The sequence below is a fragment of the Agromyces aurantiacus genome, assembly GCF_016907355.1.
GTDB lineage: Bacteria > Actinomycetota > Actinomycetes > Actinomycetales > Microbacteriaceae > Agromyces > Agromyces aurantiacus.
In genome coordinates, this window is the sequence record NZ_JAFBBW010000001.1 from 2,453,284 (window position 1) to 2,477,047 (window position 23,764).

The window sequence follows — 23,764 nt, forward strand, 5'->3', positions numbered from 1 at the left end:
GCCCCCGAGGGGGCGGCCCGTTCGTCGTTGCGCGGCGATGCGCGCGTTCAGTCCTTCTGCGCCGTGCCGCGGCGTGCGCGCAGCTGCTGCAGCGCCTCCTCGAGGAGCGCGGCGGCCTCCTCCTCGGTGCGCCGCTCCTTCACATACGCGAGATGCGTCTTGTAGGGCTCGAGCTTCGCGACCGCTGGCGGGTTGTCCTTGTCGCGACCGGCCGGCAGCCCCGTCGAGGGGCTGTCGATGACGTCGGGGATCTCCTCCTCGGGGAGGTTCGCCGCGAAGTAGCGGACCGTCTCGTTGCCCTGGGCGTCCCAGTAGCTCACGGCGACCCGGTCGGCGTGGAAGCCGCGGTCCTGCTCGCCCATGGGGCCGGAACCGACTCGCGAGCCCCGGATCGCACTGTTGCCTGATGCCACGGTGACCTCCGTCAGATTCCGGCGTCGAACTTGGTGATCAGCCCGAGGACCACGATGCACGTCACCCACACGAGGCCGAGGATGATCGTGATGCGGTTCAGGTTGCGCTCCGCGACCCCGGACGCGCCGAGGTTCGACGTGACGCCGCCGCCGAACATGTCGGACAGCCCGCCGCCGCGACCCTTGTGCAGCAGGATCAGGAGCGTGAGCAGGATGCTCGTGAGGCCGAGCAGCACCTGCAGGACGACCTGGAGAATCTCCACGGTGAAACCTTTCCGGGCATGACGAAGTGTCGATGCCGCCAGTCGAGTATAGCCGTCCGCGCCGCCCGAGCCCGTCTCGGCGGGGCCGGGCGGCGCGGAATGACGCGTCAGGCGCCGACGTGCTTCTTGAATCGCACGATGCTCGAGAACTCGTCGAGATCGAGGCTCGCCCCGCCGACGAGCGCGCCGTCGACGTCGGGCTCGCGCAGGAACGACGCGATGTTCGCGGCCTTGACCGAGCCGCCGTAGAGGATGCGCGTCGAGGCGGCGAGCTCGTCGCCCGCGACCTCGGCGAGCACGGCGCGCAGCGCTGCGGCGACCTGCTGCGCCTGGTCGGGCGTGGCCGCCTGTCCGGAGCCGATCGCCCAGACGGGCTCGTACGCGACGACGAGGCCCTTCGCGACGTCGACCCCCTCGAGCGCCGCGCGCAGCTGCGCCACGGGCACGGCGCTCGCGCCGTGCTGCTCGAGGTCCTCCGCGGTCTCGCCCACGCACAACACGGGCACGAGCCCGTGGCGATGGGCGGCGACGACCTTGGCGTTCACGACCTGGTCGGTCTCCCCGTGGTACTGGCGTCGCTCGGAGTGCCCGATGATGACGTACCGGCAGTCGAGCTTCGCGAGGAACGCCCCGGAGACCTCGCCCGTGTACGCGCCCGAGTCGTGCTGGGACAGGTCCTGCGCGCCGTAGCCGATCGGCAGGTCGTCGGCCGACACGAGCGTCTGCACCGAACGGAGGTCGGTGAACGGCGGGAAGACCGCGACCTCGGCGTCGGCGAAGTCGTGCTTCGCGTCGGCGAGGCTCCACGCGAGCTTCTGCACGAACGCGATCGCCTGCAGGTGATCGAGGTTCATCTTCCAGTTGCCCGCGATGAACGGGGTGCGGCCTACTGCCATCCGAGGACCTCCAGTCCGGGGAGCTTCTTTCCTTCGAGGAATTCCAGGCTCGCGCCGCCGCCCGTCGAGATGTGCCCGAAGGCGCCCTCGTCGAAGCCGAGCTGGCGCACCGCGGCGGCGGAATCGCCACCGCCGACGACGCTGAGTCCGTCGACCTCGGTGAGCGCGGATGCGACGGTGCGCGTGCCCTCGGCGAAGGGCGCGAGCTCGAACACGCCCATCGGGCCGTTCCAGAACACCGTCTTCGCCGCGCGGATGCGCTCGGCGAACGCGGCCGCGGTGTCGGGCCCGATGTCGAGGCCGAGTCCCGAGGCGCCGAACGGCGTCTGCTCGATCGCGTCGGCCGCGGTGACCTGGTGCTCGGCGTCGGCCGAGAAGGATGCGGCGACCACGACGTCGGTGGGCAGCACGATGTCGACGCCGCGCTCCGCGGCATCCGCGAGGTAGCCCTTCACGGTGTCGATCTGGTCGGCCTCGAGCAGGCTCGAACCCACCTCGTGCCCCTGCGCCGCGAGGAACGTGAACAGCATGCCGCCGCCGATGAGCAGCGCGTCGACGCGCGGCAGCAGGTGCTCGATCACGCCCAGCTTGTCGGAGACCTTGGAGCCGCCGAGCACGACGACGTAGGGTCGCTCGGGCTTCTCGGTGAGCCGGTCGAGCACGTCGAGCTCGGCTGCGATGAGCAGGCCGGCCGCGCTCGGGCGCAGCTGCTCGAGCTCGTAGACGCTCGCCTGCTTGCGGTGCACGACGCCGAAGCCGTCGGAGACGACCGCGTCGGCGAACTCGGCGAGCTGCCCCGCGAACGCGGTGCGCTCGGCCTCGTTCTTGCTCGTCTCGCCGGGGTTGAAGCGCAGGTTCTCGAGTACGAGCACCTCGCCGTCGCCGAGCGCCGCGACCTTGGCCGCGGCGTCCTCGCCGACCGTGTCGGCGGCGAACGAGACGGGTGCGTCGAGCAGCTCGCCGAGGCGGGTGGCCACGGGCTCGAGGCTGTACTTCGGGTCGGGTGCGCCCTCGGGGCGGCCGAGGTGCGAGATCACGATCACCTTGGCGCCCTGTTCGACGAGCGCGGTGAGGGTGGGGACCGACGCGCGCACGCGGCCGTCGTCCGTGATGACCCCGTCCTTGAGAGGGACGTTGAGGTCGCAACGGACGACGACGCGAGTGCCGGCGAGCGGACCCAGGGAATCGATGGTTCGAAGGGTCACGTCACTCGCCTCAGAGTCGCTCGGCCACGTACTCGGTCAGGTCGACCAGTCGGTTCGAGTAGCCCCACTCGTTGTCGTACCAGGCCGACAGCTTGACCTGGTCGCCGATGACGCGCACGAGGCCGGCATCGAAGATGCAGGAGTGCGGGTCCGTGACGATGTCGCTCGAGACGATGTCGTCCTCGGTGTACTTGAGGATGCCCTTGAGCGATCCCTCCGCGGCCTTCTTGTACGCGGCCTTGACCTCGTCGACCGTCCCGGGTCGCGACGAGGTGACGGTGAGGTCGGTGATCGAGCCGGTCGGGACCGGCACGCGCAGCGCGAAGCCGTCGAGCTTGCCGACGAGCTCGGGCAGCACGAGGCCGATGGCCTTGGCTGCACCCGTCGAGGTGGGCACGATGTTCAGCGCGGCGGCGCGCGCGCGGCGGAGGTCCTTGTGCGGGCCGTCCTGCAGGTTCTGGTCGGCGGTGTACGCGTGGACGGTCGTCATGAGGCCGCGCTCGATGCCGAACTCGTCGTTGAAGACCTTCGCGAGCGGCGCGAGGCAGTTCGTCGTGCAGGACGCGTTCGAGATGATGTGGTGCTTCTCGGGGTCGTAGCTGTCCTCGTTGACGCCGATGACGAACGTGGCATCCTCGTCGGTCGCGGGCGCCGAGATCAGCACCTTCTTCGCGCCGGCGTCGAGGTGCTTGCGCGCGTCGGCGGCCTTCGTGAAGAAGCCGGTCGACTCGATGACGATGTCGACGCCCAGCTCGCCCCAGGGCAGGTTCGCGGGGTCGCGCTCGGCGAAGGCCTTGATGGACTTGCCGTCGACGATCAGGTGCTCGTCGTCGTACTCGACCGAGGCGTCGAGGCGGCCCGTGATCGAGTCGTACTTCAGCAGGTGCGCGAGCGTCTTGTTGTCGGTCAGGTCGTTGACCGCGACGATCTCGAGGTCGGCGCCCTGCGCGAGGGCGGCGCGGAAGTAGTTGCGGCCGATTCGGCCGAAGCCGTTGATGCCGATCTTTACGGACACAGGTGTCTCCCCTGTCATGATGGCGCGATCGCGCTGTCGGTATGGATCTCTACGAGCACTCGGACGGCGGTGTCCCCGGACGGCGTCCGGGGACACCATCCGCTATGACAGTAGCAGCAGCCCTGAGGTCTTCTCAGTGGCGGCGGCGAAGCGCTGCTGGACGTTCTCCCAGTTCGCGATGTTCCAGAACGCCTTCACGTAATCGGCGCGCACGTTCTTGTAGTCGAGGTAGTACGCGTGCTCCCAGACGTCGAGCATCAGCAGCGGTACGACCCCCGCCGGGAAGTTCGACTGCTGGTCGAAGAACTGCACGATGATCAGGCGCTGCCCGATGGAATCCCACGCGAGCACAGCCCAGCCCGAACCCTGCACGCCGAGCGCGGTCGCAGTGAAGTGGGCCTGGAACTTGTCGAACGAGCCGAAGTGGTCGTCGATCGCCGACGCGAGCTCGCCGGTCGGCTTGTCGCCGCCGTTCGGCGACAGGTTGGTCCAGAAGATCGAGTGGTTCACGTGACCGCCGAGGTTGAACGCGAGGTCCTTCTCGAGCTTGTTCACGTTCGCCAGGTTCCCGGAGTCGCGCGCCTCGGCGAGCTGCTCGAGTGCGGTGTTCGCGCCGGTCACGTAGGCCTGGTGGTGCTTCGAGTGGTGCAGCTCCATGATCGTGCCGCTGATCGACGGCTCGAGGGCCGAATAGTCGTAGGCGAGTTCAGGGAGGGTGTAGTCAGCCATTGCTTCTCCTTGTCAGCAGCCGGGTGACCGGACTTCTGCCCGGCGGACCGCGGCTTCCTCGATCCTATGCCCGGCCGCGCGCCGGATGACGGGGGTTGACCGGGTTCGGCGCTCGTTCAGTGAGCGTTCAGACGTCGTCGAGGTCGGGCGGCAGGTTCGCCTCGGTGCCCGGGACGCCGAGCTCGGCGGCGCGCTTGTCGGCCATCGCGAGCAGGCGGCGGATGCGACCGGCGACCGCGTCCTTCGTCAGCGGCGGGTCGGCGTGGTGGCCGAGCTCGTCGAGGCTCGCGTCACGGTGCGCGAGGCGCAGCTCGCCGGCGTACTTGAGGTGGTCGGGGATCTCCTCGCCGAGGATCTCCATGGCGCGCTCGACGCGCGCGCATGCCGCGACGGCCGCCTGCGCCGATCGGCGCAGGTTGGCGTCGTCGAAGTTCACGAGCCGGTTCGCCGTGGCCCGCACCTCGCGGCGCTGGCGCAGCTCCTCCCAGTTGCGCACGGTGTCGGTCGCGCCCATCACGGCGAGCATCGCGCTGATGGCCTCGCCGTCGCGGATCACGACGCGGTGCACGCCGCGCACCTCGCGCGCCTTGGCCGAGACGCCGAGACGTCCGGCGGCGCCGACGAGCGCCATCGCGGTCTCGCCGCCCGGGCAGGTGATCTCGAGGGCGGCCGAGCGGCCCGGGTCGGTCAGGCTCCCGCGCGCGAGGAACGCGCCGCGCCACACGGCCGCGACGTCGTCGCGCGAGCCGGTCGTGAGCTTGTTCGGCAGACCGCGCACCGGCCGCCGGCGCGCGTCGAGCAGGCCGGTCTGCCGCGCGAGGGTCTCGCCGCCGTCGAGGACGCGCACGAGGTACTGGTTCGTGCGCCGTAGGCCCGACGCGGAGATCACCGACACGTCGGGACGCACGCCGTAGAGCTCGCCGAGGTCGCGCGTGACCCGACGGGCGATGGTCGGCGAGTCGAGCTCGGCCTCGATCGCGATGCGCCCCGAGATGATGTGGAGTCCTCCGGCGAACCGGAGCACCGAGGCCAGCTCCGCGGCACGCACCGAGGTCTTGGTCACCTCGACCCTCGCGAGCTCCTCTTTCACCTCAGCCGTCAGGGCCACGTGGTCGTCCTCTCTGTTCAGTCGGATGTCGGCGCGATGCGCGCCGCGGTCACTCGCGCCCGAGGTCGCGGTGCTTGACGCTGACCGCGAGCCCGGGGATGGACCGCAGGCGCCCCGCGAGCTCGCGGACCAGGGCCACCGAGCGGTGCTTGCCGCCGGTGCATCCGATCGCGATCATCGCGTGGCGCTTGTTCTCACGTTGGTAGCCCGCGAGCACGGGCCGCAGCGCCTCGACGTAGGCGTCGAGGAACTCGCGGGCACCGGGCTGGTCGAGCACGTAGTCGCTGACCTTCTGGTCCTCGCCCGTGAGGGGGCGCAACTCATCTTCCCAGAACGGATTGGGCAGGAAGCGCGCGTCGGCGACGAGGTCGGCGTCGGCGGGCAGTCCGTACTTGAAGCCGAAGCTCTGCACGGCCACGCGCAGCCCCGCCCGGTCGGCCTCGGCGAACGTGTCGGTGACGAGATTCGCGAGCTGGTGGATGTTGAGGTCGGAGGTGTCGACGATGATGTCGCTGGCCTCGCGGACCTCGGCGAGCCGGGCCCGCTCGGCGGTGATGCCGTCGAGCAGCGTGCCGTCGCCCTGCAGGGGGTGCGGACGTCGAACCGACTCGAATCGGCGGACCAGGACGGCGTCGTTGGCGTCGAGGAACACGACGCGCACGTTCACGCCCGCGCGGAGCGCCTGGACGATGTCGCGGAGCTCCGAGAAGAAGCCGCCGCCGCGGATGTCGACGACGGCGGCGATGCGCGGCAGCGACGCGCCCGCACGTTCGACCAGTTCGACGAGCGGTCGGAGCATCTGCGGCGGCAGGTTGTCGACGACGTACCAACCGAGGTCCTCGAGCGCATCGGCCACCGTCGACCGACCGGCTCCGGACATCCCGGTCACGATGAGCATCTCCTGCCGGTCGCCGTCGCCCATGTCTCGACGCCCCTTCCTGCATCCCCCGGACCTCCAGCCTAGTCGGCGGCCGGGGCGGCCTCTCCCTCCAGCCGGGCGCGGATGCTCGCCGCGAGCGCCGGGCCGATGCCCGGGACCTCGGCGATCGCGGCCTCGTCGGCGCCGCGCAGGCGGGCGACGGAGCCGAAGTGCTTGAGGAGGGCCTTCACGCGCGCCGGGCCGAGCCCCGGGATCTCGGAGAGCACGGTGCCGATGTCGCGCTTGCGTCGTTGCCGCTGGTGCGTGATCGCGAACCGGTGCGCCTCGTCGCGCACGCGCTGGAACAGGAACAGGGCGTCGCTGTTGCGCGGGAGGATCACCGGGAAGTCGGAACCCGGGGTCCAGATCTCCTCGAGCCGCTTCGCGATGCCGCACAGGGAGACGCCCTCGACGCCGGACTCGCGCAGCGCCCGCTCGGCGGCGGCGACCTGCGGCTGACCGCCGTCGACGACCAGGAGGTTGGGCCGGTAGGCGAACTTCGCCCGCCGCTGCCGGCCGCCGTCGCCGTCGCCGCCTGCACCTCCGTCGCCGTCCGTGGACGGCGCGGCCAGGTAGGCCAGGCGCCGCGTGAGCACCTGGTGGATCGAGTCGGTGTCGTCGGTCGACTGCGGGATGGTGAAGCGGCGGTACTCGTCCTTCCGCGGCAGGCCGTCCTCGAAGACGACCATCGAGGCGACGATGTTGGTGCCGCTGAGGTGCGAGACGTCGAAGCACTCGATCCGCAACGGCGCCTCGGCCATGCCGAGCGCCTGCTGGATGTCCTCGAGCGCCTGGGATCTCGTCGTGAAGTCGGCGCTGCGGCGGGTCTTGTAGAGCATGAGGGACTGCTTGGCGTTCTGCGTCGCCGTGGCGAGCAGTTGGGCCTTGGCCCCGCGCTGCGCGACGCGCAGCTGCACGTTGCGGCCGGCGAGTCCGGTGAGCCAGGCCTCGAGCGCCTCGGCATCGTCGGGCAGCTCGGGCACGATCACCTCGCGCGCGGGCGTGACCTCCTCGCCGTACGCGTTCTCGACCACGAATCCGACGAGCTCGCCGAACGGCACGTCGAGCTCCTTGTCGACGGTCCACGACCGCTCGCCCCGGATGCGGCCGCCTCGCACCATGAAGAGGTGCACCGCGGCCGCGAGCTCGTCGTGCTCGATGCCGAACACGTCGAGGTCGACGCGGTCGCCAAGGACGACCGCGCTCTTCTCGAAGAACGCCGTGGCCGCCTGCAACTGGTCGCGCTTGCGGGCGGCGGTCTCGTAGTCGAGTGCGGTCGCCGCGGCACGCATATCGCGCTCGAGGTCGCGCAGGATGCGTGGATCCTGGTTCTGCATGAACGCCACGAACCGATCGACGTTGGCCCGGTGCTCCTCGATCGTGACCTTCCCGGAGCACGGTCCGAAGCATCGGCCAATCTGGCCGGCGAAGCAGGGCTTGCCGGAGGCCATCGCACGCCGGTAGTCGCTGTCCTTGCAGGTGCGGATCGGGAACAGCTTGATGAGGATCTCGAGCATCTCGGTCACGGCCCACATCTTCGGATACGGGCCGAAGTACCGGGCGCCCGGGATGCCGCGCTTGCGCGAGACCATCGCGCGCGGCGCCTCGTCACCGAGCGTGACGACCAGGTAGGGGTAGGACTTGTCGTCCTTGAACCGCACGTTGAACGGCGGCTTCAACTCGTTGATCCACGTGATCTCGAGGTTGAGGGCTTCGACATCGCTCGCGACGACGGTCCACTCGACCGAGGCCGCGCTCAGCACCATCCGACGCGTGCGCTCGTGCAGGCTGTACAGCGGCGCGAAGTAGTTCGAGAGCCTCGCGCGCAGGTTCTTCGCCTTGCCGACGTAGAGCACGCGCCCATCGGCATCGCGGAACCGGTAGACGCCCGGGCGGGTCGGGATCTCTCCCGGTCGCGGGCGGTACGGGACGCCCTCGTTCCTCGATCGTGCCGTGGTCATCCTCGTCAACTGGCGACCTCGATGCGAGCGGAGGCCGCATCGAAGATCTCGCGCAGGAAGTACCCGGTGTGGCTCTCGTGCACCTCGGCGACCTGCTCGGGCGTGCCGACCGCGACGACCTGGCCGCCGCCCGAGCCGCCCTCGGGGCCGAGGTCGATGATCCAGTCGGCCGACTTGATCACGTCGAGGCTGTGCTCGATGACGATGACGGTGTTGCCCTTGTCGACGAGTTTGCCGAGCACCTTCAGGAGCTTGCGCACATCCTCGAAGTGGAGGCCGGTCGTCGGCTCGTCGAGCACGTAGACGCTGCGCCCGTTGGAACGGCGCTGCAGTTCGGTCGCGAGCTTCACGCGCTGCGCCTCGCCGCCGGAGAGCGTGGTGGCGCTCTGGCCGAGCTGCACGTACCCGAGGCCGACGTCGACGAGGGTCTTCAGGTAGCGGTGGATCGCCGAGATCGGCTCGAAGAACTCGGCCGCCTCGCTGATCGGCATCTCGAGCACCTCGGCGATGTTCTTGCCCTTGTAGTGCACCTGGAGCGTCTCGCGGTTGTAGCGCTGGCCGCCGCAGACCTCGCACGCGACGTAGACGTCGGGGAGGAAGTTCATCTCGATCTTGATGGTGCCGTCGCCCGAGCACGCCTCGCACCGGCCGCCCTTGACGTTGAAGCTGAACCGGCCGGGCAGATACCCGCGGGCCTTCGCCTCGGTGGTCTCGGAGAACAGCGTGCGGATGCGGTCGAACACGCCCGTGTAGGTCGCCGGGTTCGACCGCGGCGTGCGGCCGATCGGCGCCTGGTCGACATGCACGACCTTGTCGAGCTGGTCGAGTCCGGTCACACGGCGGTGCTTGCCGGGGACCTTGCGGGCGCCGTTCAGGCGGTTCGCGAGCACCCGGTACAGGATGTCGTTGACCAGCGACGACTTGCCCGATCCGCTCACGCCGGTCACGGCCGTGAAGGTGCCGAGTGGGAACGACACGTCGACGCCCCGCAGGTTGTTCGCCTGCGCACCCTCGACCGTGATCATCCGATCGGGGTCGACCTCGCGGCGCTTCGCGGGGATCGCGATCTCCTTGCGGCCCGAGAGGTAGTCGCCGGTGAGCGACTCGCGGTTCTTCACGAGGTCGGCGTAGCTGCCGCTGTGCACCACGGTGCCGCCGTGCACGCCCGCGCCCGGGCCGATGTCGACGATCCAGTCGGCGGTGCGGATGGTGTCCTCGTCGTGCTCGACCACGATGAGCGTGTTGCCGAGGTCGCGGAGGGCGACGAGCGTGTCGATGAGCCGCCGGTTGTCGCGCTGGTGCAGGCCGATGCTCGGCTCGTCGAGCACGTAGAGCACGCCCGTGAGGCCCGACCCGATCTGTGTCGCGAGGCGGATGCGCTGGGCCTCGCCGCCGGACAGCGTGCCCGCGGCTCGGGCCAGGTCGAGGTAGCTGAGGCCCACCCGGATCAGGAAGTCGAGGCGCAGCTTGATCTCGCGGAGCACCTGGGCGGCGATCGCCTGCTCGCGGTCGGTCAGCTCGAGCCGGTCCATGAACGCGCGCGCGTCGTGGAGGCTCAACCGGCACACGTCGGCGATGGACGCGTCGTGGATGAGCACCGAGAGCACCTCGGGCTTCAGCCGGTTGCCCTCGCACACCGGGCACGGGATCTCGCGGAGGTACTCGGCCCAGCGGGCTCGCTGCACGTCGGTCTCGGCCTGCAGGTACTGCCGCTCGATGTACGGGACGACGCCCTCGAAGCCCGAGGTGTAGCTCATCTCGCGGCCGTAGCGGTTGCGCCAGCGCACCTTGACCTCGAAGTTGTCGCCGCGCAGCACCGCGTTGCGGGCCGCGCCCGGCAGTTCCTCCCAGGGGGTGTCGAGCGAGAAGCCGAAGTCGCGCGAGAGGCCGTCGAGCAGCTTCTCGTAGTAGTTGTAGAGGCTCTTGCCCTGCGAGGTCCACGGCAGGATGACGCCCTCGGCGATGCTCATCGACGGGTCGCCGAGGAGGAGCTCCTCGTCGACCGACATGCGCGTGCCGAGGCCGGAGCACTCGGGGCATGCGCCGAACGGCGCGTTGAACGAGAAGGTGCGCGGCTCGATCTCGGTCAGCGCGATCGGGTGCTGGTTCGGGCAGCTGAGCTTCTCGGAGAACGTCTGCCAGGCGTCGTCGCCCTCGAGGTCGACGTAGTTGATCTGCACGAGTCCGTCGGTCAGGCGCAGGGCCGTCTCGAGGGAGTCGGTGAGTCGGCCCAGGATCTCGTCGGAGGCCACGAGCCGGTCGATCACGACGGAGATGTCGTGCTTGACCTGCTTCTTCAGCTGCGGCGGCTCGTCGAGCCGGATGACCTCGCCGTCGACGACCGCGCGCGAGTACCCCTGCGAGGACAGGTCGCGGAAGAGGTCGACGAACTCCCCCTTCTTCTGGGACACCACCGGGCTCAGCACCTGGAACCGGGTGCCGGCCGGGAGCTCCATCAGCTGGTCGGCGATCTGCTGCACGGTCTGCCGCTGGATGCGCTCACCGCACACCGGACAGTGCGGCACGCCGATGCGCGCCCACAGCAGGCGCATGTAGTCGTAGATCTCGGTGATCGTGCCGACCGTCGAGCGGGGGTTGCGGTTGGTCGACTTCTGGTCGATCGACACGGCCGGGCTCAGGCCCTCGATGAAGTCGACGTCGGGCCGGTCGACCTGGCCGAGGAACTGCCGCGCATACGCGGAGAGCGACTCGACGTACCGGCGCTGCCCCTCGGCGAAGATCGTGTCGAACGCGAGCGAGGACTTGCCCGAACCCGACAGGCCCGTGAACACGACCATCGCGTCGCGCGGGATCTCGACATCGACGTCGCGCAGGTTGTGCACGCGAGCGCCGCGGACGCTCAGGCGCGAATGGGCATCGAGACGTGAAACTGGCACCCTACGAGTGTACGAACGCCCTCCGACACTCCTCCCCGGATCGCGCGTGCTGAGAGCGAACACACGTTCGATCGCCGGGGATCACGCCGCGCTCCGGCGTAGCTGATCAGCCCAGGTGCCCCGCCTTCTCCATCTGGCGCAGCTCGCGCTTGAGTTCGGAGACCTCGTCGCGCAGCCGGGCGGCGAGCTCGAACTTCAGCTCGCCGGCGGCCTCGAGCATCTGGTCGTTGAGGTCGCGGATGAGCTCCTCGAGGTCGTTCGCGCCCGCCGACGCGATGCCGTCGCGCCGCATGGGCACGGGCGACGTCTTCCGCGCGTCGCGGCCCGCGAGCAGCGCCGCGGTGTCGGCCTCCTCACGTGCGAGGACCTGGGTGATGTCGGCGATGCGCTTGCGCAACGGCGTCGGGTCGATGCCGTTGACGCGGTTGTACTCGAGCTGCTTCTCGCGCCGGCGCGTGGTCTCGTCGATCGCCGCGGCCATCGAGTCGGTCATCACGTCGGCGTACATGTGGACCTCGCCCGACACGTTCCGCGCCGCGCGGCCGATCGTCTGGATGAGCGACGTCGAGGACCGCAGGAAGCCCTCCTTGTCGGCGTCGAGGATGGCCACGAGCGACACCTCGGGCAGGTCGAGGCCCTCTCGGAGCAGGTTGATGCCGACGAGCACGTCGTAGACGCCGGCGCGCAGCTCGGTGAGGAGCTCGACGCGCCGGAGCGTGTCGACGTCGGAGTGCAGGTAGCGCACGCGCACCCCGGCCTCGGTGAGGAAGTCGGTGAGCTCCTCCGCCATCCGCTTGGTGAGCGTCGTCACGAGCACGCGCTCGTCGCGCTCGGCACGGACCCGGATCTCCTCGAGCAGGTCGTCGATCTGGCCCTTCGAGGGCTTGACCACGATCTGCGGGTCGACGAGGCCCGTTGGCCGGATGATCTGCTCGACCACGCCGTCGGCCACCCCGAGCTCGTACGAGCCGGGCGTCGCCGAGAGGTACACCGTCTGCCCGACCCGCGACTTGAACTCGTCCCACTTCAGCGGGCGGTTGTCGAGCGCGCTCGGGAGCCGGAAGCCGTGCTCGACGAGCGTGCGCTTGCGGGAGGCGTCGCCCTCGTACATCGCGCCGATCTGGGGCACGGTCACGTGCGACTCGTCGATCACCACGAGGTAGTCGTCGGGGAAGTAGTCGAGCAGGCAGTGCGGCGCCTCGCCCGGCGCGCGGCCGTCGATGTGGCGCGAGTAGTTCTCGATGCCAGAGCAGAACCCGATCTGCTCCATCATCTCGAGGTCGAAGGTCGTGCGCATGCGCAGCCGCTGCGCCTCGAGCAGCTTGCCCTCGCGCTCGAGCTCCTGCAGGCGCTCGTCGAGCTCGTCGCGAATGGTGCCGATCGCCCGCTGCATCACGTCGACGCTCGCGACGTAGTGCGACGCGGGGAAGACGGGCACGGCGTCGAGCTTGGCGATGACCGACCCGGTGAGCGGATGCAGGCTGTGCAGCGCCTCGATCTCATCGCCGAACATCTCGATGCGGATCGCGTGCTCCTCGTAGACCGGGATGATCTCGATCGTGTCGCCGCGCACGCGGAACGTGCCCCGCGAGAACGCGATGTCGTTGCGCTGGTACTGCATCGACACGAACTTGCGGATCAGCCAGTCGCGATCGACGCGCTGGCCCACCTGCAGGGGCATCATCGCGCTGAGGTACTCCTCGGGCGTGCCGAGGCCGTAGATGCACGACACGGTGGACACCACCACGACATCGCGCCGGCTGAGCAGCGAGTTGGTGGTCGAGTGCCGGAGCCGCTCGACCTCGGAGTTGATCGAGGAGTCCTTCTCGATGAACGTGTCGGTCTGCGGCACGTACGCCTCGGGTTGGTAGTAGTCGTAGTACGACACGAAGTACTCGACCGCGTTGTTCGGCATGAGCTCGCGGAACTCGTTGGCGAGCTGGGCCGCGAGGGTCTTGTTGTGCGCGAGCACGAGCGTGGGCCGCTGCACCTGCTCGATCAGCCAGGCCGTGGTGGCCGACTTGCCCGTGCCGGTGGCGCCGAGCAGCACCACGTCGGTCTCGCCGGCGTTGATCCGGGCCGCGAGCTCGGCGATCGCCTGCGGCTGGTCTCCGCTCGGCGCATACTCGCTCACGACCTGGAACGGGCGCACGGAACGGGTCGACTGCATGGATCCGAGTCTAGGTCGGGCCACCGACACGGAGCCCGGGTACGCCGACAGCGAAGCGGATGGCGCGGCCCCGCGCCATCCGTCGGCCTACGCCGGCTTGGACGCGCGCCGCTCGCGGTCGATGCGCACCCACAGGTCGTCGGCCTGGCTCATGGTGTGCGCGATCGAGCCGCCCGTGTCGATGACCACGTCGGCGACCGCGCGCCGTTCGGCGTCGCCGACCTGCGCATCGACCCGTGCCTCGGCCTGGATCGGGTCGAACCCGCGCTCCTGCACGAGGCGGTCGACCTGCGTGCGCTTCGGAGCGCTCGTGACCACGACGAGGTCGAACGGATGGTCGACCTGCGCCTCGACGAGCAGCGGCACGTCGTAGACGACGACCGCGTCGGGATCCGCCTGCTCGGCCTTCGCGATCAGCCGGCCCGAGAGCTCGCGGACGGCCGGGTGCACGATCGCGTTGAGCCGCGCCCGGGCCTCGTCGTCGCGGAAGACGATCTCGCCGAGCTTCTGGCGATCGAGCATGCCGTCGTTCGTGAGCACACCCTCGCCGAACTCGCGCACGATCTCGTCGAGGCAGGCCGACCCCGGCTCGACGACGCGGCGCGCCAGCTGGTCGGCGTCGATGTGGATGGCGCCGTGCTCGACGAGCCGGCGGGCGACGGTGGACTTTCCGGAGGCGATCCCGCCGGTGAGGCCGATCAGATACACACCCCCACCATATCGGTGTGCCACACTCGACCCGAACGTGAGGAGGTGCGCGTGCTCGAAGTGCTGACCGCGTCGGGCCTGGCGCTGGCGGCCGGCCTGAACGCGTGGATCCCCCTGCTCGTGCTCGGCGCGCTCGACCGCTTCACCGGCCTGGTCGACCTGCCCGAAGGGTGGGACTGGCTCGCGAACGAGTGGGTGCTGCTGGTCCTGCTCGTGCTGCTCGTCGTCGAGATCGTCGCCGACAAGGTGCCCGGACTGGACTCCCTCAACGACATCGTGCAGACCGTCGTGCGACCGACGGCGGGCGGCCTGGCGTTCGGATCGGGCGTCGGCGCGTCGACGGTCGCGGTGACCGACCCCGCGGCGTTCTTCTCGTCGCCCGACTGGATCCCCGTCGCCATCGGGGTCGTGCTCGCGCTCGGCGTGCACCTCGCGAAGGCGGCCGCGCGACCCGTCGTCAACGCGTCGACGGCCGGAGTCGGCGCGCCCGTCGTGAGCACCGTCGAGGACCTCGGCAGCGCCGCGCTGTCGTTCCTCGCGATCCTCGTGCCGGTGCTCGTCGTCATCGCGCTCGGCGTCATGATCGGGCTCGTGATCGTGGTCGTGCGACGTCGCCGCGCGCGACGGCGCCCGGACCGCGCGGCATCCGCTCCCTGACGGACGCACGCGACGCGCGCAAGTCACGACCCGTCGCCTCGACGTCGCCGCGCGCACCCGTCGCCCCCGGAACGCCGGAAGGCCGGCCCCGTACGGGACCGGCCTTCCGTGTGCCGTTGCGAGCGGCGACTAGTTGCTCGAGAGCTTCTCGCGCAGCGCCGCGAGCGACGCGTCGTCGGCGAGGGTGCCGCCCGACGAGGACTCGCTCGTGTACGACGAGGTGCCCGACGAGAACGAGTCGTCCGAAGCCTGGGCCGCGAGCGACGCGGCGACCTGCTTCTTGTGCGCCTCCCAGCGAGCCTGGGCGGCAGCGTACTCCTGCTCCCACTTCTCGCGCTGGGCCTCGAAGCCCTCGCGCCACTCGTTGGTCTCGGGATCGAAGCCCTCGGGGTACTTGTAGTTGCCCTGCTCGTCGTACTCGGTGAGCATGCCGTAGAGCGCCGGGTCGAACTCGGTGCCCTCGGGGTCGACGCCCTCGTTGGCCTGCTTGAGCGAGAGCGAGATGCGGCGACGCTCGAGGTCGATGTCGATGACCTTGACGAAGACCTCCTCGCCCACCGACACGACCTGCTCGGCGAGCTCGACGTGACGGCCCGACAGCTCGGAGATGTGCACGAGGCCCTCGATGCCGTCGGCCACGCGGACGAACGCACCGAACGGCACGAGCTTCGTGACCTTGCCCGGGGTGACCTGGCCGATCGCGTGCGTGCGCGCGAAGACCTGCCACGGGTCCTCCTGGGTCGCCTTGAGCGAGAGCGAGACGCGCTCGCGGTCGAGCTCGACGGAGAGCACCTCGACGGTGACCTCCTGGCCGACCTCGACGACCTCGGACGCGTGCTCGATGTGCTTCCACGAGAGCTCCGACACGTGGACGAGACCGTCGACGCCACCGAGGTCGACGAACGCACCGAAGTTGACGATCGACGAGATGACGCCCTTGCGGATCTGGCCCGGGTGGAGGTTCTGCAGGAAGGTCGAGCGCGACTCCGACTGGGTCTGCTCGAGCAGCGCACGGCGCGAGAGCACGACGTTGTTGCGGTTCTTGTCGAGCTCGAGGATCTTCGCCTCGATCTCCTGGCCGAGGTACGGCGTGAGGTCGCGAACCCGGCGGAGCTCGATGAGCGACGCGGGCAGGAAGCCGCGGAGGCCGATGTCGACGATGAGGCCGCCCTTGACGACCTCGATGACCGAGCCGGTGACGACGCCGTCGTTCTCCTTGATCTTCTCCACGTCGCCCCACGCGCGCTCGTACTGCGCGCGCTTCTTCGACAGGATCAGACGGCCTTCCTTGTCCTCCTTCTGGAGAACGAGGGCCTCGACGGTGTCGCCGACCTCGACGACCTCGCTGGGGTCGACGTCGTGCTTGATGGAAAGTTCGCGGGAGGGGATCACACCCTCGGTCTTGTATCCGACGTCGAGGAGGACCTCGTCGCGGTCGATCTTCACGACGGTGCCTTCGATCAGGTCGCCGTCGTTGAAGAACTTGAGCGTCTTCTCGACCGCGGCGAGGAAATCGTCAGCAGATCCGATGTCGTTGATCGCGACCTGCTTGGGCGCCTTGGTCGTTGCGGTTGTCATGTAGTGGATGCTCCGTTATGGACAGAATCAGGCCCGTCGCGGAATGAGCGTTGTGTGTAAGATCCGCGGCGGGCAGGCGGACATGGATGTCACACGAGTGACGATCCATCCTAGCGGTATCACGCTCTGCGCGGCAACCGAGCGCGGTGCGGGGCGAGGAAGCGGCGCTTGAGCAGTTCGTTCGCCCCGAGGTAGAGCGTGGTGAGCGCCAGCAGCACCAGGACGAGCGCACCCGGCACGGGCGCGAGTCCGAGCGGTTCGGCGAGGAAGGGCACGTACGGCAGCGCCACGGTCGTCACCGCGATCGCGACGCTCGCCCAGACCAGGGCGGCCCCGGGGCGCGACCGCAGCACCGGCCGCGCGGTCCGGAGGGAGAGCAGCACCACGACCTCCGTCAGCGTCGACTCGATGAACCACGCGCTGCGGAACTCGGTGGGACCCGCCTGGAAGACCAGCAGGAGGACGGCGAAGGTCGCCAGGTCGAACACCGTCGACAGCAGGCCGAAGACGATCATGAAGTTGCGGATGCCGCGCAGGTCCCACCGGCCCGGCGCCTCGATCGCCTCCGGGTCGACCGCGTCGGCGGCGATCGTCGTCGCGGGGATGTCGCTGAGGAAGTTCAGCAGCAGGATCTGCCGCGGCAGGAGCGGGAGGAACGGCAGGAACAGGCTCGCCGCCGCCATCGAGAGCATGTTGCCGAAATTCGCGCTCGTCGTCACGCGCACGTACTTCAGCGTGTTGGCGAACGTCGCACGGCCGAGCGTCACGCCGTCGACGATCACGTCGAGGCTCTTGTCGAGCAGCACGACGCCGGCCGCCTGCTTCGCGACGTCGACCGCCGTGTCGACGGAGATGCCCACGTCGGCGGCGTGCAGCGCCGGTGCGTCGTTGATCCCGTCGCCGAGGAAGCCCACGGTCTCGCCGTCGGCCCGGAGCGCACCCACGACGCGACGCTTCTGCAGCGGCTCGACCTCGGCGAACACCGCGGTGCTCCGCACCGCGGAGGCGAGTGCCGCGTCGTCCATCGCGGCGAGTTCGCGCCCGGTCAGCACGTGCTCGGTCGGCAGCCCGACGGATGCCGCGACGGCCGCCGCCGCGAAGCGGTTGTCGCCCGTGATCAGCCGCACCGAGACGCCGAGCCGCGCGAGCTCGGCGACGGCCGCGCCCGCGTCATCGCGAGGCGGGTCGTCGAAGCCGAGCAGGCCGACGAGCACCATCCCGGTCTCGTCGGCCGGCGTCAGGACCGGCAGCGGGGCGGGCAGCGTGCGGACCGCGATACCGAGCACGCGCACGCCGCGGCCGCTCAGCTCGGCGTATCGCTGCATGAGCGCGGTACGTACCTCGTCGATCGGCGCGTCGCGGCCGCCGACGCGAGCCGACGCGCACGCGTCGAGCACCGACTCGAAGGCCCCCTTGGTGATCAGCGTCGGGATGCCGTCGATCTCGGCCGCGACCGAGAGCCGCCGCCGCGCGAAGTCGTAGGGCACCTCGTCGAGCGCGCGCTCCGCAGGGTCGGGGCGCCGCCGGGCGAGGATCGCCAGGTCGAGCGGGTTCGGGAAGCCCTCCTGGAGTCCCGCGTTCAGGCTCGCGAGCCGCAGCACGCCCTCGCTCTCGTGCCCGTCGAGGTCGGCGGCCCGGTCGAGCTGCACGGTGCCCCGCGTGAGGGTGCCGGTCTTGTCCGTGCAGATCGCGGTGAGCGCGCCGAGGTCCTCGATGGCGTCGAGCCGCTTGATGACGACGCGCTGGCGCGCCATCCGTCGCGCCCCCGCCGAGAGGCTCACCGACACGATCGCCGGGAGCATCTGGGGGCTGAGGCCCACCGCGAGCGCGAGCGCGAACAGCAGCGACTCGATCAGCGGCCGGCCGAACAGCGTGTTCACGAGGAAGATGAAGCCCGTCAGGATCACCATGATCCAGATGAGGAGGACGCCGAAGCGCGTGGTGCCGCGCGTGAAGGCCGTCGTCACCCGACGCTGCTCGAGCTCGGAGGAGACGGCGCCGAACTGGGTGTCGCGGCCGGTCCGCACCGCGACCGCACGACCGGTTCCGCTGACGACGTGCGTGCCCAGGAACACGCTGTCGCGCCGCTCGACGAGCTCGGCGCCCGGCTCGACGCTCGCCGCGGCATCCTTCTCGACGGGGAACGACTCGCCCGTGAGGGTGGACTCGTCGACCAGCAGGTTCTCGCCCGCGAGCAGCCGGCAGTCGGCGGGCACCACGGCGCCGGCGCGCAGCAGCACGATGTCGCCGGGCACGACCTCCGCGACCGGGACGGCGCGCTCCCGCTCGTCTCGGAGCACCGGCACGCGCACCTGGACGCTGCGCAGCAGTTCGGCGACGACGCTGTTCGCCCGGTCCTCCTGCGCGAAGCCGAGCAGCCCGCTCGCGAGGATGATCGCGAGGATGATGAGCCCGTCGGTGAGGTCGCCGACCAGCATCGAGATGACCGTGGCGACGATGAGGATCAGCACGATCGGGCTGCTGAACTGTGCGAGCAGCAGGCGCGCACGCGTCGCCGTGCCGTGCCCGTGGTGGCGTCGCAGCCGCCGACGCGCGAGCGCGGCCTCGGCCTCGGCCTGCGTCAGGCCGGTCGCGGACGTGCCGAGGCGTTCCAGCAGCTCGGCCGTCGGCCCTGCCCAGAACGGGTCCGCGGGCGCCGTCGCGCCGCGATCCGCCTGCCCGACCCGCTGCACAGCCGCAGTCTAGCGACGGGCGGGCCGGGCCGGATCGGCGCGGCGGCTGGTCGTGACCGGGCCGCCGGCGCGCCTCAGGCCGCGAGCGCCTGCCTGAGCGTGTCGAGCCCGACGCCGCCGAGCGCGAGCGCACGCGAGTGGAACGCCCGGATGTCGAACGCGTCGCCCTCGCGCCGGCGCACGTCGTCGCGCAGCTGCTCCCAGATCCGCTGGCCGACCTTGTACGAGGGCGCCTGTCCGGCCCAGCCGAGGTAGCGGAGCACCTCGAACCGGATGAACTCCGGCGGCATGTTGACATTGGCGCCGAGGAAGTCGAACGCGTACTCCCCCGTCCACGTGCCCTGGCCGTCCGGGCGCGGCTTGCCGAGGTGCACGCCGATGTCGAGCACCACGCGCGCGGCGCGCATGCGCTGCCCGTCGAGCATCCCGAGCCGATCGGCCGGGTCGTCGAGGTAGCCGAGCTCGTCCATGAGCCGCTCGGCGTAGAGCGCCCAGCCCTCGGCGTGCCCCGACGTGCCCGCGAGCTGCCGCCGCCAGGTGTTCAGCTGGCGGCGGTTCACGACGGCCTGGCCGATCTGGAGGTGGTGGCCGGGAACGCCCTCGTGGTACACCGTGGTCTTCTCGCGCCAGGTGTCGAACTCGGTCACGCCCTCGGGCACCGACCACCACATGCGGCCGGGCCGGGTGAAGTCGTCGCTCGGCCCCGTGTAGTAGATGCCACCCTCCTGCGTGGGCGCGATGAGGCACTCGAGCCGGCGGATCTCGGCGGGGATGTCGAACTGGGTCGCACCAAGCTCCTCGACCGCGCGGTCGCTCGTCTCCTGCATCCAGCGCTGCAGCGCGTCGGTGCCGACGAGCTTGCGCGCGGGGTCGGCCTCGAGGTGCGCGACCGCTTCGGCGACGGAGGCGCCCGGAAGGATCTCGCGCGCGACCGACTCCTGCTCGGCGACCATGCGCGCGAGCTCCTCGATGCCCCATTCGTAGGTCTCGTCGAGGTCGACGACGGCGCCGAGGAAGTGTCGGGACTGGAGCGCGTAGGTCTCACGGCCGACCGCGTCCACGGTTCCCGCCTCCGGCGCGAGCTCGGCGTCGAGGAACTCGGCGAGATGCGAGTAGGCGGATGCCGCGAGCTCGGCGTTCGCGTCGAGCTCGCGCCGCAGCGAGTCGCCGGCGATGTCGCCCGCGTGCCGCACCAGGGAGGGGAAGAAGCCGTCGGGCCGTGCGGTCCGGCGCGCCTGCTCGGCGACCTCGTGGACCTGCCGCACGGCGGGCACGACGCCGCGGGCGATGCCCTCGCGCAGCGTCGCGACATAGCCGTCGATCGCATCCGGCACGGCGGCCAGGCGCGCGGCGATGCGCTCCCAGTCCTCCGTGCCGGCCGTCGGCATGAGGTCGAACACGTCGCGGACCTCCTGCGCCGGGCTCGCGATCACGTTGAGGTCGCGCAGGTGCAGGCGCGCGGCGTCGCGCTCGAGTGCGAGCTCGAGTTCGCTGCCGAGGTCGGCGACGGTGATGCGGTCGACGGCGTCGGAGGGTGTCGCGGCGCGCAGCGCGGCGAGCGCCGTGCGCACGGCGTCGACGCGGGCCGCGTGACCGTCGGGCGAGTAGTCGGGCAGCCGGTGGCCGTGCTCGACGCGGCCGATGTAGGTCGCGGTCGTGGGATCCAGTTCGACGAGGGTGTCGACCCACTCCTCGGCGACGCGGTCGACCTCGGTAGGGATGCGGTCTTCGGTGGCCATGCGGGCGAGCCTAGACGAGCAGATGTCGCGCGCGCGAACCTCCGAGCACTCCTCGCGTCCTCGCGTTGCCCCGCCGCGGGCGGCGCAAGCGGCTCAGTGCGCGGCGTCCTCCCAGTCGCGACCGCGGCCGACCTGCACGTCGAGCGGCACGAGGAGGTCGGCGGCGTGCGACATCCGTTCGTGGACGAGCGCCTCGACCTCGTCGCCCTCGCCCTCGGCGACCTCGAAGATGAGCTCGTCGTGCACCTGCATGAGCATCCGCGACCGCAGCTCGCGGGCGTGCAGCTCGCGCTCGACGCCGATCATCGCGAACTTCATGATGTCGGCGGCCGAGCCCTGGATCGGGGCGTTCAGCGCGGCACGCTCGGCGTTCTCGCGCAGGACCCGGTTGGGGCTGTTGAGGTCGGGGAACGGACGACGGCGGCCGAAGATCGTCTCGGTGTAGCCGTCGAGCTTGGCCTGGGCGACCACGCCGCGCAGGTAGTCGCGCACCGCGCCGAACCGCTCGAAGTAGTCCTTCATGAGCTGGGTCGCCTCGGCACGGTCGATGCGCAGCTGCTTGGAGAGGCCGAACGCGCTGAGCCCGTAGGCGAGGCCGTACGACATCGCCTTGACCTTCGTGCGCATGAGCGGCGTGACGTCGGCGGGATCGACGTCGAAGATGCGCGCACCGACGAAGCGGTGCAGGTCCTCGCCGGAGTGGAACGCCTCGATGAGGCCCGGATCCTGCGAGAGGTGCGCCATGATGCGCATCTCGATCTGCGAGTAGTCGGCCGTCAGCAGCTCGCCGAAGCCCTCGCCGTAGGTGAAGGCGGCGCGGATGCGCCGGCCCTCCTCGGTGCGGACGGGGATGTTCTGCAGGTTCGGGTCGGTCGACGAGATGCGGCCGGTGGTCGTGCCGACCTGGACGTAGCTCGTGTGCACGCGGCCGTCGGACTGGATGGACTTGTCGAGCGCGTCGACGATCTGGCGGAGCTTGGTCGCGTCGCGGTGCTCGAGCAGCAGGCCGAGGAATGGGTGCGGGTGCGACTCCTGCAGGTCGGCCAACGCACCGGCGTCGGTCGAGTACCCCGTCTTCGTCGCTCGCGTCTTCGGCATGCCGAGCTGGTCGAAGAGCACCTCCTGGAGCTGCTTCGGAGAGCCGAGGTTGACCTCGCGGCCGATCTCGGCGTAGGCCGACTCGGCGAGCGACGCGGCCCGCTCCCCCAGCTGTGCGGACAGCTCGGCGAGCTTGCCGTGCTCGACCGTGACGCCGCGCAGCTCCATCTCGGCGAGGATGCGGACGATCGGGATCTCGATGTCGGCGAGCACCCGGCGCGAGCCCTCGGAGAGCGCCGCGAGCACCACGGGCGCCACGCGCAGCGAGTACCAGGCGAACTCGGGCGGGCCGGCGGTCGAGTCGGCGTCGGGGACGAGCTGCGACGGGTCGGCCATGGGCACGGTCTCGCCGAGGTAGCGCGAGACCAGGTCGGCGAGGTCCTTCTCGGCGAGGCTCGGCCGCATCAGCCACCCGGCGACGAGGGTGTCGACGACGAGCCCGTCGAACGCGAGACCCGACCGGCGCATGGCCTTGATCTGGGGCTTGGCATCGGTCATGACCTTCGGCGCGTCGCCGGCGAGCCAGCGCTCGAACGGCTCGAGGTCGGGACTGCCGGCACGCCACGCGAGCTGGATCGACTCGGTCGTCGAGGCCACGCCCGCGCCGATGACCCGGCCGTCGAGGACCTCGATGCTGAGCCCGAGGCCGGCCGGCTCGGCCGCGGTCGCCCGCTCGAACCACGCGGCGAGCTCGGCGCCGCGCGGCTCGCGCGGCGCGGGAGCCGTGACGGCCGGGGTCGCCTCGGCGGCCAGCGCCTCGGTGCCGTCGGCCGTGAGCCCGTTCGACTCGGCCGCCATCTTGGTCACGCGCTCGAGCAGGGTCTTGAACTCGAGCCGATCGAAGAGCTCGCGCACCGCGGCCTCGTCCATGGGCTTGGCCGCGAGGTCGGCGATCTCGACGTCGAGCTCGAGGTCGCGCACGAGCCGGTTGAGCCGGCGGTTGCGGATCGCGTGCTCGCGCTCGCGTCGCAGGTTGTCGCCCACGACGCCCTTGATCTCGTCGATGTGCTCGAGGATGCCGTCGAGGCTGCCGTACAGGCCGAGCCACTTCACGGCCGTCTTCTCGCCGACCTTGGTGATGCCGGGCAGGTTGTCGCTCGTCTCGCCGACCAGCGCCGCGACATCCGGGTACTGCTCGGGGCGCACGCCGTAGCGCTCGATCACCGCTTCGGCGTCGTAGCGCTTGAGCTGCGAGACGCCCTGCACGTTCGGGTAGAGCAGCGTGACGTCGTCGTCGACGAGCTGGATCGTGTCGCGATCGCCGGACACGACCAGCACGTCGTATCCGGCCGCCTTGCCGCGCGTCGCGAGGGTGGCGAGGATGTCGTCGGCCTCGTAGTCCTCTTTCTCGAGCACGGTGATGCGCATGGCGCGCAGTGCGTCTTTCAGGAGGCCGATCTGCCCCTTGAACTCGGGCGGCGTCTGGCTGCGATTGGCCTTGTACTCGGTGTACTCGCGGGTGCGGAACGACTGGCGCGACGTGTCGAAGGCCACCGCGAGGTGCGTCGGCTTCTCGTTGCGCAGCAGCATGAGCAGCATCGACAGGAACCCGTGGATGGCGTTCGTGTGCTGGCCGTCGCGCGTGCTGAAGCTGTCGACGGGCAGCGCGTAGAAGGCGCGGTAGGCGAGCGAGTGGCCGTCGACGACGAGGAGGGTGGGCTTCGTGGGGGTGGGGTCCGACACCCCCCAAGACTACAAGCGACCACCGACGCCGC

Annotated in this window: 17 protein-coding genes; 1 reads left to right on the forward strand and 16 read right to left on the reverse strand. The window is 70.4% G+C overall.

The features are described from left to right. Positions 1-47 precede the first annotated feature (47 nt). The 12 genes from JOD46_RS11655 to coaE all read right to left on the reverse strand — a co-directional run bounded on the left by JOD46_RS11655 (position 48) and on the right by coaE (position 14,284). Positions 48-413, reverse strand: a complete 366-nt coding sequence (locus tag JOD46_RS11655) for an RNA polymerase-binding protein RbpA (RefSeq protein ID WP_204394487.1) — start codon at positions 411-413, stop codon at positions 48-50. A gap of 11 nt (positions 414-424) precedes the next feature. Further along, positions 425-676, reverse strand: coding sequence for a preprotein translocase subunit SecG (gene secG / locus JOD46_RS11660; RefSeq protein ID WP_067947350.1), 252 nt, complete (start codon positions 674-676; stop codon positions 425-427). A 107-nt stretch (positions 677-783) separates the two neighbouring features. Beyond that, positions 784-1,572, reverse strand: coding sequence for a triose-phosphate isomerase (gene tpiA, locus JOD46_RS11665; RefSeq protein ID WP_204394489.1), 789 nt, complete (start codon positions 1,570-1,572; stop codon positions 784-786). Continuing rightward, positions 1,563-2,777, reverse strand: coding sequence for a phosphoglycerate kinase (locus JOD46_RS11670; protein WP_204394491.1), 1,215 nt, complete (start codon positions 2,775-2,777; stop codon positions 1,563-1,565). Before JOD46_RS11670 ends, tpiA begins: the two co-directional genes overlap by 10 nt. A 10-nt stretch (positions 2,778-2,787) precedes the next feature. After that, a complete protein-coding gene (gap, locus tag JOD46_RS11675) occupies positions 2,788-3,792 on the reverse strand; it encodes a type I glyceraldehyde-3-phosphate dehydrogenase (protein WP_204394500.1) in 1,005 nt (334 codons plus the stop codon). A gap of 102 nt (positions 3,793-3,894) precedes the next feature. After that, complete coding sequence (locus JOD46_RS11680) at positions 3,895-4,521, reverse strand: superoxide dismutase (protein WP_204394502.1); 627 nt, start codon at positions 4,519-4,521, stop codon at positions 3,895-3,897. Between the two features lie 127 nt (positions 4,522-4,648). Beyond that, the gene (gene whiA, locus JOD46_RS11685; protein ID WP_204394511.1) at positions 4,649-5,629 is read right to left on the reverse strand and encodes a DNA-binding protein WhiA; all 981 of its coding nucleotides are present in this window, start codon (positions 5,627-5,629) and stop codon (positions 4,649-4,651) included. Between the two features lie 49 nt (positions 5,630-5,678). Beyond that, complete coding sequence (rapZ, locus tag JOD46_RS11690; RefSeq protein ID WP_204394513.1) at positions 5,679-6,551, reverse strand: RNase adapter RapZ; 873 nt, start codon at positions 6,549-6,551, stop codon at positions 5,679-5,681. 38 nt (positions 6,552-6,589) lie between these two features. Next, positions 6,590-8,509 (reverse strand): excinuclease ABC subunit UvrC, encoded by a 1,920-nt coding sequence (gene uvrC, locus JOD46_RS11695; RefSeq protein WP_204394515.1) that lies wholly within the window; start codon positions 8,507-8,509, stop codon positions 6,590-6,592. A gap of 5 nt (positions 8,510-8,514) precedes the next feature. Next, a complete protein-coding gene (uvrA, locus tag JOD46_RS11700) occupies positions 8,515-11,406 on the reverse strand; it encodes an excinuclease ABC subunit UvrA (RefSeq protein ID WP_204394524.1) in 2,892 nt (963 codons plus the stop codon). A gap of 106 nt (positions 11,407-11,512) precedes the next feature. Beyond that, positions 11,513-13,576, reverse strand: a complete 2,064-nt coding sequence (gene uvrB / locus JOD46_RS11705) for an excinuclease ABC subunit UvrB (RefSeq protein ID WP_204394526.1) — start codon at positions 13,574-13,576, stop codon at positions 11,513-11,515. A gap of 87 nt (positions 13,577-13,663) precedes the next feature. Then, the gene (coaE, locus tag JOD46_RS11710) at positions 13,664-14,284 is read right to left on the reverse strand and encodes a dephospho-CoA kinase (RefSeq protein WP_204394528.1); all 621 of its coding nucleotides are present in this window, start codon (positions 14,282-14,284) and stop codon (positions 13,664-13,666) included. 51 nt (positions 14,285-14,335) lie between these two features. Here coaE and JOD46_RS11715 point away from each other — a divergent pair, with 51 nt between their 5' ends. Beyond that, complete coding sequence (locus tag JOD46_RS11715; protein ID WP_204394530.1) at positions 14,336-14,941, forward strand: DUF4126 domain-containing protein; 606 nt, start codon at positions 14,336-14,338, stop codon at positions 14,939-14,941. Between the two features lie 129 nt (positions 14,942-15,070). Here the strand turns inward: JOD46_RS11715 and rpsA are convergent, their stop codons facing one another. From rpsA to polA, 4 genes are all read right to left on the reverse strand, one after another. Then, positions 15,071-16,519 (reverse strand): 30S ribosomal protein S1, encoded by a 1,449-nt coding sequence (rpsA, locus tag JOD46_RS11720; RefSeq protein ID WP_204394533.1) that lies wholly within the window; start codon positions 16,517-16,519, stop codon positions 15,071-15,073. A gap of 119 nt (positions 16,520-16,638) precedes the next feature. Further along, the gene (gene mgtA, locus JOD46_RS11725; RefSeq protein ID WP_204394542.1) at positions 16,639-19,212 is read right to left on the reverse strand and encodes a magnesium-translocating P-type ATPase; all 2,574 of its coding nucleotides are present in this window, start codon (positions 19,210-19,212) and stop codon (positions 16,639-16,641) included. Positions 19,213-19,286: 74 nt separating this feature from the next. Continuing rightward, on the reverse strand, positions 19,287-20,951 hold the full coding sequence (locus tag JOD46_RS11730) for a DUF885 domain-containing protein (RefSeq protein WP_204394544.1): 1,665 nt from the start codon (positions 20,949-20,951) through the stop codon (positions 19,287-19,289). A 93-nt stretch (positions 20,952-21,044) separates the two neighbouring features. Continuing rightward, positions 21,045-23,732 (reverse strand): DNA polymerase I, encoded by a 2,688-nt coding sequence (gene polA / locus JOD46_RS11735; RefSeq protein WP_204394546.1) that lies wholly within the window; start codon positions 23,730-23,732, stop codon positions 21,045-21,047. Positions 23,733-23,764: the final 32 nt, after the last annotated feature.